The organism is Campylobacter concisus, from assembly GCF_002092845.1.
Taxonomy (GTDB): Bacteria; Campylobacterota; Campylobacteria; order Campylobacterales; family Campylobacteraceae; genus Campylobacter_A; species Campylobacter_A concisus_AQ.
The window spans coordinates 1-13,421 of the sequence record NZ_LVXF01000003.1; the positions used below are offsets into that span (position 1 = coordinate 1).

A 13,421-nucleotide genomic window follows, 5' to 3' on the forward strand; every position below is an offset into this window, starting at 1 on the left:
CCCACTTTTACATGACCAGCTGAGCCGCTTTGTCCGCCCATAACGACGTTTCTGCCTAGTACTGTTGAGCCAGCAAGGCCAGTTTGTGAGACGATTAGGCAGCCATTTCCAAGCTCGCAGTTGTGGCCTATTTGAACGAGATTGTCTATCTTTGTGTAGTTTGCGATCATCGTGCTTTCAAAAACGCCACGATCTATAGTCGTGCAAGCACCGATCTCGACAAAATCGCCTAAAACCACATTGCCATTGTGGTAAATTTTCACATGCTCACCAGTTTTTGTATGCGCATAGCCAAAGCCGTCGCTACCGATGACGCAGTTTGCTAGCAGGTGGCACTCGTTGCCGATGACGCAGTCATTATAGATGACGACGTTTGGGTGGATGATACAGTTTTTGCCGATAGTCACATTATCGCCCAAAAATGCCCCAGCCATTACTACCGTATTTTCGCCTACGCTCACATTTGAGCCGATATAGACATTTGGCATTATCTTTGCACTCTTGGCGATATTTGATGGCTTTGGCTCGCAAAAAAGTGGCTTAGCATAATCTTTACTAAGCAAGGCAAATGCAAGGTGCGGGTTATCACACACAAGTGCGACCATACCAGCTGGCACCAAGTCTAAAAGCGATTTTGTCACCAAGATGGCTCCAGCGTTTGACGTACTTATAAATTTTGCATTCTTCTCGCCGTCGCAATATGTTAGCTCAGCTTTATTTGCATTTTTTAAAGAATTTAGAGCAAAAATTTCTATATCTTCTCCACTAAAAGTAGCATTTACTTTTAAGGCTATTTCACTTAGTTTCATCATATATCCATTATCACAGATCCGCCGCGTACGACGTCAACTGGGTTAAATTTCTTTATCGATTTTAAAAAGCTTTCTATCCTACTCGCATCGTCAGCCACCATGACAACGATGTAGTTTTCGTTTGTATTTGTAACGATACCGTTGTACGACTTTAGTATCGCCTCAAGGCCGGCGAAATTTTCGCCAAGTGGGATTTTCACAAGAGCCATCTCTTTTTCGACAAATTCGCCACTTTCTATGACTTTATATGTTGGTATTAGTTTGTGAAGCTGTTTTACGATCTGCTCTAAAACTCTCTCGTCGCCACTTGTTACGATACTTAGCCTTGAGAAGTTGCTCTCAGGTATTGGAGCAACGGTGAGCGTATCGATGTTGTAGCCCCTGCCCGCAAAAAGCCCAGAAATTCTAGCCAAAACGCCGTGTTCATTTAAAACTATAACCGAAATCGTTCTTCTGATACTCATTTTTCTTCCTTGCTCTTTAATATCATATTATAAATCGCAGCTCCAGCTGGAACCATAGGAAGCACATCCTCAAAGCGGTCGATCCTAACGTCGATCATCGCTGATTTTTTGCTATCGATCGCTTCTTTTAAAGCCTTTCTAAACTCATCCTTACTCTTGCAAACAAAACCAACTCCGCCAAATCCCTCAGCAATCTTTACAAAATCAGGCTGCAAGCTAAGATCAGTCGATGAGTAGCGTTTTTCATAGAAAAATGTCTGCCACTGACGAACCATGCCCAAGAAGTTGTTGTTTAAAATGATGTTTATAACGGGCATATTTATCTCATGAGCAGTCATTAATTCTTGGATATTCATAAGTATTGAGCCATCGCCTGTAAAATTTATAACAAGATTGTCTGGTTTTGCACATTTTGCGCCGATCGCTGCAGGGAGGCCGTATCCCATTGTGCCAAGTCCACCACTTGTGACAAGCTGCCTTGCTCGGTTAAACGGATAAAACTGCGCCACCCACATTTGGTGCTGACCGACATCTGTTGAGATTATTGCATCAGCTCCTGCTATCTTTGCGGTCTCTTCGATGACCCATTGTGGCTTTAAGACCTTGTCGCTATCTGTGTAGCCAAGTGGATTTAGTTTAGAATATCTATCTAAAATTTCTCTCCAAGGTGCGTAGTTTTCAGGCTTTGCATTGACTTCTTCATAAAGCTCAGTTAGCACGTTTGTAAGATCACCAACTATCGGATAGTGAGCGTTTATGATCTTTGAGATGGAGCTTGGATCGATATCTATGTGAATTATCTTTGCATGTTTGGCAAACTCATCCGTCCTGCCAGTGATCCTGTCACAAAATCTAGCTCCAAGCGAGATGAGAAGGTCACACTCACTAAGTGCCATATTTGAAGCGTAGCTACCATGCATGCCTGCCATGCCTAAATTTAGCTCATCTTTTGCATCAAGCACGCCAAGAGCCATAAGCGTCTCAACCGCTGGGATGCCAGTTTTTTTCATAAATTTACGTATAATCTCGCTTGCATTTGATGCGACCGCGCCACCACCGATGTATAGAAGCGGCCTTTTAGCTTCATTTATCGCAACTGCTGCTTTTTTTATCTGTTTTGAGTTGCCTTTATAGGTTGGCTTGTAGCTTGGGATAGAAATTTCTTTTGGATAGACAAAGTCACCAAGCCTTGATGTGATATTTTTTGGGATATCGATATGAACCGGTCCTGGACGGCCTGATCTTGCGATATAAAAGGCCTCTTTTATGATACGAGGTAGCTCTTCGACGCTATTAACTAAAAAGTTATGCTTAACACAGGGGCGTGAAATACCGACTGCATCGATCTCTTGAAAAGCATCTGTACCGATCATAAATGTTGGTACTTGACCGCTTATAAGCACGATCGGAATACTATCGCTATAAGCTGTTGCAAGGCCAGTGACTGCATTTGTAAAGCCAGGGCCACTTGTCACAAAAGCAACGCCAACTTTACCACTAACCCTAGCGTATCCATCGGCCGCATGAACGGCTGCTTGCTCGTGGCGAACCAAAACGTGCTTAAAATAAGTTTGTTTATATGTCTCGTCGTAGATATTTAAAGCTGCACCGCCAGGATAGCCAAAAACTATCTCAACGCCCTCTTCGTGCAAGGCCTCGCTTATCATCTGTGAACCAGAAATCTGTTTTATCATCACTTTAGCCTTTTGATAAATTTATCGCAGATTATATCCCAAAGCATTTTAAATCCATTTTAACTTTCTAGCGAATTTTAGGTATTGCTTTGATTTTATTGAAAAATTTTTAACCAGTTTAAAAGAATAATACAAAATATTTTACATAAAATTAAACATATTATTTTTAGTAAAATTGATAAATTTAAGTGAGCAAAGACTATAAAATTTTAAGAGCTAAAACTCATTTGTATAAATTTTTGGCTTAATTTTTTAATTAAAATAAGCCTAAAATTTTGCTTCATTTTTTATATCATTTAGCTTTTTAACGGCTTCGTCAAAGTCATCAGAATTTATAAAAATATTAATATTTTCATTTTTCTTATAGACTTTATCGTAGTATTTTGTGAGTAAAATTTCAGCTACTTTAGCAATGTCATTTTCATTAAATTTAGCCACAGCTTCATCTCTAGCTTTTTTATCGATAAATGGTGAAATTTTCTTCATACACTCGTCAAAAAAAGCTTTATCCACACTTTTATAGTCATCTACTATACAAGAAATTCTTTTTTCTAAACTTGCACTTACTTCGACATTTATGCCACTACGCATCGCCTCATAAAGACTTTTTGGCAAACTTAACGAGCCTATTCTTCTGCTCTCACCCTCAATAAAGCAAATTTTATCTTTTAGCGTGATGAGCTTTTCAAACAACGCATCTTCAAAGCTTTTTTGGCTTGGCTGCGCGCCATTTATAGCCCCAAAGACAGAGCCTAAATGATTTGCCATAGCTTCAAGATCTATTGACGGGTTTAGAGCCCTTATTAGCTTACTTTTGTAGCAGCCAGTATTGCCAAAAAGAGTGATAAATTTCGTGCTTAAAGGTCGATTTAGAAATTCTAAAACATGATTTCTATAAGCTTTATAGCCACCACTAAGTCTAAAAACTCTATATCCTATCATGCTTAGAACATAGCCAACAGAATTTGATCTAAGCCCGCCTTTAGCGCAGTAGATGCCAATAGCTGAACCAACTTTAGCTCTTTTATAAACCTCATCAATGATATTTTGTAAATTTTTGCAGATATACTTTGCCCCAAGACTCTTTGCAAGTAATCTATCGCTTTTATAGATCGTGCCTACCTCTTTATGTTCCGCATCATTTAAAGCATATAAATTTATGGCATCTTTTATGTGTGAATATAAAAATTCATGTGGCGATCTTGCGTCTATTAAAATTTCAAAAGAGCTTCTTTTCTCTAGCCACTGCTCTGCATCAAGCTCAAATAACGGCACTAAATGCCTTTTTTAGTTTCTCAAAAAGCGGATGAAATGGCGTGCCATTTACTCTAACATCAGAGATGGTGGTTATAAAATTTGTATCACCATTCCACCTTGGCACAAGGTGATAATGCACATGCTCAGCTATCCCAGCTCCTGCGGCCTTGCCTAAATTCATACCTATATTTACGCCATTAGCATAAAGCTCTTTTTTTAAAATTTCAACTCCAAGCCTTACAAATTTACTCATCTCAAACCAAGTCTGCTCATCAAGCTCTTCGATCTTGTCGGTATGCTGATTTGGTATTATCATAAAATGCCCTGGAGAATACGGATATAAATTCATAATCCCAAAACAATGTTTAGCTCGAAAAAGCACACCATTTTTATCATCATCATCTGAGTTTATAACATCACAAAAAACACAGCTATCTTTTTTAGCGCTAAAGTATTCGCTTCTCCAAGGGGCACAAAGGTGCTGCATTACTCGCCCTCCTTTATCTTTTTGACGGCATTTTTTATATCGTCTTGCCTCATAAAATGCTCTCCTATCAAGAAAGCATCTACGCCTATTTTGCTTAGCTCTCTAAGCTGTTCATGCTCGTAAAGCCCGCTTTCAGCGACTATTATCTTGCCATTTGGCAAAAGTGGTATGAGCTTCTCACAAAGGCTCATATCCATCGTAAAATCATCTAAATTTCTATGATTTATACCTATTATATTTGCTCCTGCAAAGATAGCCTTTTTCACATCACTCGCGTCGTGAGTTTCAACCAAAACTTCAAGACCTAAATGATGAGCGTAGTCTAAAAGCTCTTTTAGCTCATTTTGAGTTAACGCTTTTGCGATGAGCAAGATAAAATCCGCCCCATAAACAAGAGCTTCAAGAATTTGATACTTGTCAACGATAAAATCTTTTCTAAGGATCGGCCTTGATGCGTAGCGCCTAACTTGAGTGATATACTCGATGCTACCTTTAAACCAATGTGGCTCAGTTAAAATACTAAAGGCATTTGCGTATGGCTCGTATTCCTGAGCGATTTTTATAGGCTCAAAATCCTCTCTTATCACGCCCTTACTTGGGCTTGCTTTTTTAATCTCAGCTATGATTTTTATAGGCTCGTTTTGACTTGCTCTAAGCGCACTTAAAACATCTCTTGGCACGTATGGATTGTACGCGAGCGAGCGACCAAGCCACTCCTCAGGGAAGTCTGCTTTTCTTTTTTCAAGATCATCTTTAGTTTTTTTAATTATCTCATCAAGTATCATTTTTTAAGCCTTTTATTTAGATTTATTATACAGCGCTCTATTAGGTGCAAATGCTCTTTTGCCTCTTTTGAAGCTCTAAAATCAATATCTTTCATCGCGTGCTGTATAATGCCCTTTGCCTTTTTGCACTCACCAAGCTTAAAATATCCCCACGCTAGCGAATCCTCATAATAAGGCGACTCAGGCGAGATAGCAAGTGCCTTTTGCACAAGCTCTATACCCTTTCTAGGATCTATATCATGATCTATCAGCAAGTAGCCATAATAGTTAAAAAACATATCATTTTCTAGTTTTGGCACGCTAGCTTCAAATTTATCTAAAATTTCAGCCATTTTTTGTTCGTTCAAGTTGTCTTTATTCATCTCGTATTCGTAAATCGCGGCTTTTGCTAAAAAATTTAAATCCCTGCTATCGTTATAAATTTTAACAGCAAGTATATATGCATCACCAAAATTACTAGTCGCCGCATAAAGATCCATAAGCGCCATATCGTTGTAGCTATATTTTTTTAAAATTTCAATTGCTGCTTTGTAATTTTTATCATAGATAAAAAACTGCACGATCTTATCAATATACGAAGTGTCGTGACTTAGCTCATAGAGCTCCTCAAAGAGTTCGATCACCTTTGGGAAATTTCTTTGCTGGGAGTAAATTTCAGCCAAAAGCTCGCAAGTCTTTAGCGTGCAGCCTTGTTCATCTCTAAATTTTTCAAGATATTTTGTAGCGTCTTTTATCTTATCCATGCGATTTATCAAAATATCAACGATACGGAGCAAATTTTCTTCTTCTTGCTTTAGCGAGTATGCCTCTTCAAAGTATTTTAGCGCAGTCGTTGTTTCATTTTGCATCATACAAATAGTGCCAAGCATGAGTAAATTTTGGGCATTTGGCTCTTTTGTGGCAAGCTCTTGCATTAAACTTTTAGCCTCATTTAGCTTTGAAAGATTTACTAAATTTGCCACCTTTATACGGATAAAATCGCTGTCGTCTTTTAAGCTTTTTTCGCCTTCACTTATCAAAGCGTCTAAATTTTCATTTTTTGTAGCAAAGGCGAGTTTGATCGCCTCTTTTAAATAAGCTTTTTGATTTGTATCTTTAAAAATGTTTGAGTAAGCTTGAATGCTAGCATTCACATCTCCGCTATCTTGAAACAATAAAGCTTGCATTAGGCGTAAATTTATACTTTTATTATCGTCAGCCAAAAGTAGCTGCGAGTTAAAAAATACGCTCATAAAAAATACTAAAATTTTACGCCAATGCATTCTGCTTTTAGCTCCTTTAAATTTTTTTTAAAATAATTCCAAAACGGAAAAGTCCTACATTGCTGTGGCCTTAGCTCATAAACTGAGCAGTTTTTATTTTTTTCATCAAAAAATACACAAGCAAAGCCATCTTCATAAGGCTTCTCTTTTATGCTACACCTTAGCCCAACTCTTATTAAAAACTGCTTTTCAAACTCATCTTTACTCATATGAAATGCGGTGCAAAATTTTGAAATTTCTTCTTCGTTTATCCAAATGTAGCCACTCTCTCCCGTGCAACACTTGCCGCCACAGCTCTCGCAAAAGCTGGCATCAAACTCATAGCTAAAGCCTTGCACTCTCACGCTAGCTCCTGATAATCAACGCTGTTTGTATCAGCTTTTTTAAAAATTTCAATCGCCTCTTTTGTATGCGAGCCATTTTCACTCATCACTAAAGGCGGCAAAACTTTTAGCTTTGAGTTTGAATTATTTCTTACCTCAAACAGGGCCAAATTTGCTGGTTTATCAGCCTTTGTATGAATAAATTTTAGGCTTACTAAATTTAGCTTAAACTCTTTTAGGCACGCTACAATCTGACCAAGATCATCAGGTGCATAGCAAAAAAATGCCCTTTTGTGAGGCTTTAAATTTACACTTATAGCTTTTATAAAGTCTTTTAAATCCAAAGAGCTTGTGTATCTACTAGCCTTTATATGCTCATCTTCGCTTTGTTTCGTACCCTCGTGATAAAATGGAGGATTTGATACGATGAGGTCAAATTTCTCGCTATCTTTAAATTTTGCAAAGTCAGTATTTATAATTTCTGCTTTCAGGTTATTTTGGCTGGCATTAAATTTAGAAATTTCACCATTTATCTGCAAGATATCAAGCAAGCTTAGGCTAGAATTTTTAAAGTCGCGTTTAAGCAAAAGCCCAAGTATCCCACATCCTGCGCCAACGTCTAAAATCCTGCCTGAAAAATTTTTCAAACTTGAGCTTATAAAATCATAAAGTACCAGCGTATCGCTGTTGTAGCGATAGCCACTTTTTAGCTGAGCCAAGATCATCTATAAACCTTGATAATAAAGCCGCGCGTGACATCTTTCACGATCACTTCTGAGCTAAAGCTGATCCTTGCAAAATCGCCAAATTCCTCTTTTATAAGCTCGGCTGCTGCCTTTGCGCGCTCTTTACCAACGCCATAATTTACATAGTTGTTTAGCCTGCCAAGATCATCTTTTTTGATGCTTTGAGCCACATTTGATGGGATGACAAAATTTTTCTTATCTACGATCGGAATTATCTCATAAAGGTAGTTTGAGTTAAATCTTTGCAAAAATTCGCTCACTCTATTCTTACACATCACGCTAATCTTATCTTTTGCGTCCATGTCATCACACTCAAGGCTAGAGATCAAAACTAGCTTTGTTGGCGTCTCTGGTTTAGTTGTCGCCTGTAAGATACTTTTTAAATTCACATTTTCATTTTCAAGCTCATCTTGCCTATTTAAATTTTGCTCGATATCTTTTTGAAGTTCGATGATTTTGGCATTTACTGGACTTCCTTTTGCGCTAGATGAGCTAAGTTCGTTTATTTTAGAATTTAACCTTTCAATCGTCTTATTGCTCTCGTTTAACTTATGTTTTGCACTCTCTAGCTCATTTTGTAAGCTTAGTAAATTTTTACCACCACTTTTATTACTATCAGCAAAAAGAGCCGACGTATCGGCTATCTTTTTTTGCAAAATATTTATTTGCTGACGCAAAATTTCATAATTTTGCATATCGATCTTTAGCGTCCTTTTTTGAGCTTCTAGCTCACTTTGCTTTGCTGCTAGCATTTGACTTGTTCGCGTGAGATTATTTTCTAGCTCTTTTATCTTTTCATCTTTTAAGTTTATCTTTGCACTTAAATTTTTTAACTCACTGTCATTTAAACCAAGCTTTTGAGTCTGCAAAGAGATAGTTTGATTTTGCTCAAACAAAGTTTTTAAAAATTTATTCGTCTTTGCATCAAGCGTCTTTAGCTCATCTCGTGCATTTTTAAAGCTCTCTTCACTTAAATTTAGCTTTTTATTTAGCTCACTTAGACTTGCATTTGCATCTAAATTTTGCTTCTCTAGCTTTTTGTTTATCAAATTTATCCGTTCAAGCTCTTTTTTAAGCAAATTTATATTTTCATTTGCGAGTTTATTTTCCTGCTCGCTTTTAAGATTTTTTTCTTTTAGATCATTAAAACTTTTATGAAGTGCCGCAAGAGAGGCGTTTAGCTCTAAATTTTTACCATTATAGTTCTCAACTGCCAAATCTTTTGAGTTTAAATTTTTCTTTATCTCATCAAGTTCATAAATTCTATCTTTTAAGGCAGTCTTGCTTGACTCAAGAGCCTCCTCAAGATCAATTATCTTATTTGCCTTTTTGGAAAGCTCATCCTCCATAACACTCTTTTGCGTTTCAAAGCCATCAATTAGTGCATTTATCTCTTTTTCGTAGCTAAATTTTTGTGTCTTAGCATCACTCTTTGCTCGCTCAATCTCCTCTTTTAAAAGCAAAATTTCTCTTTTTTCGTTTTTATCTTTTTCATTTTGAGTATTTTCGTACTCTTTTATTAGCGCGTCTTTTTGAGCCAGTGTCGTATTTAGCTCTATATTTTGCTCTTTTAAAGCTGTGTAATTTGCCTCAGCCATCTCTTTAAATTTAGCAAAATTTGCTTCGATATCTTTTACCTTACTTTCATCGCCATTTTTTGCCTCATTTATCGCATTTTCAAGGTCTATTATCTTTTTTTCATAGGCTTTTGAGCTCTCAATCATATCAGCTTGAGCTTCATTTAGCCGTTTTGTGAGAGTTTGTATATTTTCAAAGTGTTGCGCTTCAAGCTCGCCTAGTGTCTTTTGATTTTTCTCAACTATCTCATTTTTTTCATTTTCGATATTTTTTTTCATCTCTGAAATTTTGCTTATAAAGTCTAAATTTTTCTCGCTGATATCGACATTATCAGTAGCTAAAATTTTATTTTTTTTACTTAGCTCACGAACTTGTTCTTGAAGTTCATTTACATCATTTGATAAATTTTGATCGTTCGTTTCAGTAAAATTTTGGATATAGCTTTTTGGAGTTATATATCCACCATATTCGTAAAGATCATCTTTGCTGATGTACTTTTGTCTCTCTTCTTCTGGCAAATTGTCAAAATTTATAGAATAAATCGTTTGATTAGTATCTTTTGGCGCTTCATCTTCTTTTGGAGATTTAAAAAACGATAGGCAAAAGCCAACTATCAAACAAAAAATAGCTAGTAAAATTTTATTTATCAAGCTTATACCTTGCCCTTTAAAATGTCTTTTATGACGTGATGAGCGTGATTTAGAGCAACGACTATTGAGCCACCATTTTTTAGCACGATGTCACCGCCCACATAAAGTCCTGGCACGCTACTTTGGTAGTTGCTATCAACTATTGGAGTGCCTTTTTCATCAATTTTTATCTGACATTTTTGTAAAAAATCAACCGGACTTGAGCCACCTATTGCATAGACAACTCTGTCATAAACGCGAATTTTGCCATTTTCGTAATGCACTCTAACTTTGCCTGATTCGTTATCTATCTCTTTTATATCGTGATTTAGTCTAACTTTTATCTTACCGTGCTTTTCTAGCTCCCAAAGCGCGCTTAAATTTGTCTCATTTACGCGGCTAAAATTATCTTTTCTATAAGCGATTGTGGTTTTATTGTATTGGCAAAGCTCGATCGCATACTCAACTGCTGAGTTTCCACCACCTACGACAAGCACCTTTTCGCCGTTCGTACAGCTATCAAGGTTAAAATTTACAACCGCGTTTAGTGAAGGCGGAATTTTATAATCAGGCTTATTTGGTCGTCCCATTTTGCCAATTGATATCATCACATTTTTAGCTTCATAGACGGCTTTTGAGGTAGTTACTTTAAAAATTTCTCCATCTTTTTTCACACTCTCTACTTCAGAGTTAAAAAAAGCTTCAATCTTTTCAGTATCAAGTAGCTTATCAAAATAATCAAGCGTACTCTCTTTCGTGCCATCCTCAAATGAAACTACGCCATGTATCGTACTATCTTGCCCTTTATACTCTTTATCTACGCGTTTATTATCTTTATAAAATTTTCTTATCGTTTGGCTGTGATTATCGCCTTTTTCAAGAAGCAAAACATTATTTAAGCCATTTCTTTTTGCCTCAACTACGCTAGCAATTCCACAGGGTCCGCCACCAACAACGATTAAGTCATAAACATTTACCATCTTCTTCTCCAAATTTTATAAATTTAAGCTTTTTTAACTAGATCAGCCATCAAAAATGCAAGCTCAAGTGCCTGATCAGCATTTAGCCTTGGGTCACATTGTGTTTCATATCTTTGCTCAAGCGAACTTTCAGTTATGTTTAATGCCCCACCCGTGCACTCAGTCACATCTTGACCTGTCATCTCAAGATGCACGCCACCAGCTCTTGTGCCCTCAGCTTTGTGAATTTCAAAAAAGCTTCTAACTTCGCTTATTATCTTGTCAAATTCTCTGGTTTTGTAGTTATTTGATGTTTTTACAGTGTTGCCATGCATCGGATCGATGCTATAAACGATATTTAGCCCTTCTCGCTTTAGCTCTCTTAAAATTTTTGGTAAATTTTCGCCTATCTTGTCAGCGCCCATTCTGATTATCACATTTAGTCTACCAGCTTCATTTTCTGGATTTAGTTTATTTGCAAGTGCGACGACATCTTCAGCCTTTGCACTTGGTCCGATCTTTACACCGATAGGATTTTTCACACCACTTAAAAAATGTACGTGAGCGTCGTTTATACCACGTGTTCTCTCACCTATCCAAAGCATATGAGCCGAACAGTCGTACCACTCACCGCTAAGACTATCAACCCTAGTCAATGCCTCTTCATAAGGTAGTAAAAGTGCCTCGTGAGATGTATAAACCGCGGTTTGATTTATGACTGGCGTATTTGCTGAAGTGATGCCACAAGCTGCCATAAAAGAAAGCGTCTTTGTTAGCTCATCAGCTAATTTTGCGTATTTCTCGCCGATCTCTGGCTTTTTAACAAAGCCTAAATTCCACTTATGCACTTGATGAAGGTCGGCCAAACCACCTCTTGAAAAGGCTCTAAGTAAGTTCATCGTAGATGCGCTTTGATAATATGCCTCTATCATGCGTTTTGGATCAGGTACTCTTGCCTTTTCGTCAAATTCAAAGCCATTTATGATGTCGCCTCTATAGCTTGGAAGCTTAATGCCATTTACCTCTTCAAAATCACTACTCCTAGGCTTTGCAAACTGCCCTGCCACGCGGCCCACTTTTACTACTGGATAGCCACCAGCAAAGGTTAAAACTATCGCCATTTGAAGTAAAACCTTAAACATATCTCTGATGTTGTTTGCATTAAAATTTGTAAAGCTCTCAGCGCAGTCGCCACCTTGAAGCAAAAATGCCTCGCCATTACAAACTTTTGCAAGTTCTTCTTTTAAACTTCTAGCCTCGCCAGCAAAGACCAAAGGAGGAAGCGATTTTAATTTTTCTTCGACCTCTTTAAGCTCTTTTAAATCTGGATAATTTGGTTGTTGCAAGATATTAAATTCTCTCCAGCTATCGCGGTTCCAAGTCATTTATTTTCCTATCTTTTTTGCCTTAAATTAGACGCTGATTATATCACGGCAAACTTAAAAAATAAAAGCCATTAATGGGCTATTAAAGATATTTTGCCTACAATCGCTACTTTAAATTTACCCAAAAAGGAGCAGAATTTTTTCATGATAAAAGGCATATTTTATTCGCTTTTGGCATCTGTTTTGTTTAACTGCATCTACTACATGTCAGTGCTCATGAACCCCATCAGCACGCAAGCTCTTGTTGGATACCGCATGATCTTTGCCATGCCTTTTGTCATCGCAGCCATTTTTTTGTTAAAACAGCAGCGAAATTTCAAATTTTTACTTCTAAAAATAAAGCTAAAACCTAAAATTTTACTAGTTTTACTAGCTACCTCGCTCATTGTCTCATTTCAGATGTGGCTCTATCTCTGGGCTCCAAGCAACGGATCAGCGCTAAAAGTCTCTATCGGCTACCTCATCATGCCAATAGTCATGGTCCTTTTTGGACGGATATTTTTTAAAGAGCACCTCTCTAAAACAAAGCTAGCCTCGATATTTTTTGCAGCCCTTGGCGTCTTTAGCACAGCTATACTAAGCGGCGGCATCTCGTGGGAGAGCGCTGTAGTTTTTTGCCTTTATCCAGTCTATTTTGCCATTAGAAAGTACTACAACCTTGCAAATTTCTCAAGCTTTGTTATAGAGATAATTTTTATGTTTTTATTCTCATTTTATTTTGCGCTCACAGCCGATATGAACTACGTGATGAGCCAAAATCCAAACATCTACTATCTGCTCATCTTGCTTGGTGCTATCAGCGGCATAGCCCTCATCGCCCAGATCCTCTCAAGCACGCTCGTGCCGATAAATGTACTAGGTTTGCTTACATATTTTGAGCCTATAATGATGCTTTTTGTCTCATTTGCTATCGGCGAGAGACTGGAGAAAAGCTCATACTTTTTAATGATCTGCCTAGCCATCTCGGTCACACTTTTGATGATAGATAGTATAAATTCTATAAAAGGCGACAAAAATACCAAGACTAAATGAGAGCCAAA

The 13,421-nt window shown here is 37.4% G+C and carries 13 protein-coding genes; 1 reads left to right on the forward strand and 12 read right to left on the reverse strand.

Annotated elements, in window-relative coordinates; genetic code table 11:
- From lpxD to A3854_RS01750, 12 genes are all read right to left on the reverse strand, one after another.
- A partial coding sequence (lpxD, locus tag A3854_RS01695) for a UDP-3-O-(3-hydroxymyristoyl)glucosamine N-acyltransferase (RefSeq protein ID WP_084041051.1) occupies window positions 1–809 on the reverse strand: 809 nt, incomplete at its 3' end.
- Window positions 809–1,270 carry an acetolactate synthase small subunit gene (gene ilvN, locus A3854_RS01700; RefSeq protein WP_223154204.1) on the reverse strand — a complete coding sequence of 154 codons (462 nt, stop codon included), beginning with the start codon at window positions 1,268–1,270 and terminating at the stop codon, window positions 809–811. The genes lpxD and ilvN, both read right to left, overlap by 1 nt.
- Window positions 1,271–1,272: 2 nt before the next feature.
- A complete protein-coding gene (locus A3854_RS01705) occupies window positions 1,273–2,967 on the reverse strand; it encodes an acetolactate synthase large subunit (protein ID WP_257639854.1) in 1,695 nt (564 codons plus the stop codon).
- A 270-nt stretch (window positions 2,968–3,237) separates the two neighbouring features.
- Window positions 3,238–4,245: a tRNA 2-selenouridine(34) synthase MnmH gene (mnmH, locus tag A3854_RS01710; protein ID WP_084041053.1), complete on the reverse strand. Its 1,008-nt coding sequence runs from the start codon at window positions 4,243–4,245 to the stop codon at window positions 3,238–3,240.
- Window positions 4,232–4,714: an HIT family protein gene (locus tag A3854_RS01715; protein WP_084041054.1), complete on the reverse strand. Its 483-nt coding sequence runs from the start codon at window positions 4,712–4,714 to the stop codon at window positions 4,232–4,234. The genes mnmH and A3854_RS01715 overlap by 14 nt, the downstream gene beginning before the upstream one ends.
- Window positions 4,714–5,499, reverse strand: a complete 786-nt coding sequence (gene trpC, locus A3854_RS01720) for an indole-3-glycerol phosphate synthase TrpC (protein WP_084041055.1) — start codon at window positions 5,497–5,499, stop codon at window positions 4,714–4,716. The genes A3854_RS01715 and trpC overlap by 1 nt, the downstream gene beginning before the upstream one ends.
- On the reverse strand, window positions 5,496–6,761 hold the full coding sequence (locus A3854_RS01725) for a tetratricopeptide repeat protein (protein ID WP_084041056.1): 1,266 nt from the start codon (window positions 6,759–6,761) through the stop codon (window positions 5,496–5,498). The genes trpC and A3854_RS01725 overlap by 4 nt, the downstream gene beginning before the upstream one ends.
- Complete coding sequence (locus tag A3854_RS01730) at window positions 6,740–7,105, reverse strand: YkgJ family cysteine cluster protein (RefSeq protein ID WP_021091298.1); 366 nt, start codon at window positions 7,103–7,105, stop codon at window positions 6,740–6,742. The genes A3854_RS01725 and A3854_RS01730 overlap by 22 nt, the downstream gene beginning before the upstream one ends.
- On the reverse strand, window positions 7,102–7,809 hold the full coding sequence (locus tag A3854_RS01735) for a tRNA1(Val) (adenine(37)-N6)-methyltransferase (protein ID WP_084041057.1): 708 nt from the start codon (window positions 7,807–7,809) through the stop codon (window positions 7,102–7,104). Before A3854_RS01735 ends, A3854_RS01730 begins: the two co-directional genes overlap by 4 nt.
- Window positions 7,806–10,058 carry a vesicular transport factor Uso1p gene (locus A3854_RS01740; RefSeq protein ID WP_084041058.1) on the reverse strand — a complete coding sequence of 751 codons (2,253 nt, stop codon included), beginning with the start codon at window positions 10,056–10,058 and terminating at the stop codon, window positions 7,806–7,808. Before A3854_RS01740 ends, A3854_RS01735 begins: the two co-directional genes overlap by 4 nt.
- 2 nt (window positions 10,059–10,060) lie before the next feature.
- A complete protein-coding gene (locus A3854_RS01745) occupies window positions 10,061–11,017 on the reverse strand; it encodes an NAD(P)/FAD-dependent oxidoreductase (protein ID WP_084041059.1) in 957 nt (318 codons plus the stop codon).
- Between the two features lie 23 nt (window positions 11,018–11,040).
- Entirely contained in the window at window positions 11,041–12,381 is a 1,341-nt protein-coding gene (locus A3854_RS01750; RefSeq protein ID WP_084041060.1) for a class II 3-deoxy-7-phosphoheptulonate synthase, read from the reverse strand.
- A 144-nt stretch (window positions 12,382–12,525) separates the two neighbouring features.
- Here A3854_RS01750 and rarD point away from each other — a divergent pair, with 144 nt between their 5' ends.
- Complete coding sequence (rarD, locus tag A3854_RS01755) at window positions 12,526–13,413, forward strand: EamA family transporter RarD (protein ID WP_021091407.1); 888 nt, start codon at window positions 12,526–12,528, stop codon at window positions 13,411–13,413.
- Window positions 13,414–13,421 lie beyond the last annotated feature (8 nt).

Excerpts from the sequence above, each read along its gene's own strand:
- A3854_RS01750 (WP_084041060.1), bottom strand. The coding sequence starts at position 12,381 with ATGACTTGGAACCGCGATAGCTGGAGAGAATTTAATATCTTGCAACAA.
- A3854_RS01725 (WP_084041056.1), bottom strand. The coding sequence starts at position 6,761 with ATGCATTGGCGTAAAATTTTAGTATTTTTTATGAGCGTATTTTTTAAC.
- trpC (WP_084041055.1), bottom strand. The coding sequence starts at position 5,499 with ATGATACTTGATGAGATAATTAAAAAAACTAAAGATGATCTTGAAAAA.
- rarD (WP_021091407.1), top strand. The coding sequence starts at position 12,526 with ATGATAAAAGGCATATTTTATTCGCTTTTGGCATCTGTTTTGTTTAAC.
- A3854_RS01715 (WP_084041054.1), bottom strand. The coding sequence starts at position 4,714 with ATGCAGCACCTTTGTGCCCCTTGGAGAAGCGAATACTTTAGCGCTAAA.
- A3854_RS01735 (WP_084041057.1), bottom strand. The coding sequence starts at position 7,809 with ATGATCTTGGCTCAGCTAAAAAGTGGCTATCGCTACAACAGCGATACG.
- A3854_RS01745 (WP_084041059.1), bottom strand. The coding sequence starts at position 11,017 with ATGGTAAATGTTTATGACTTAATCGTTGTTGGTGGCGGACCCTGTGGA.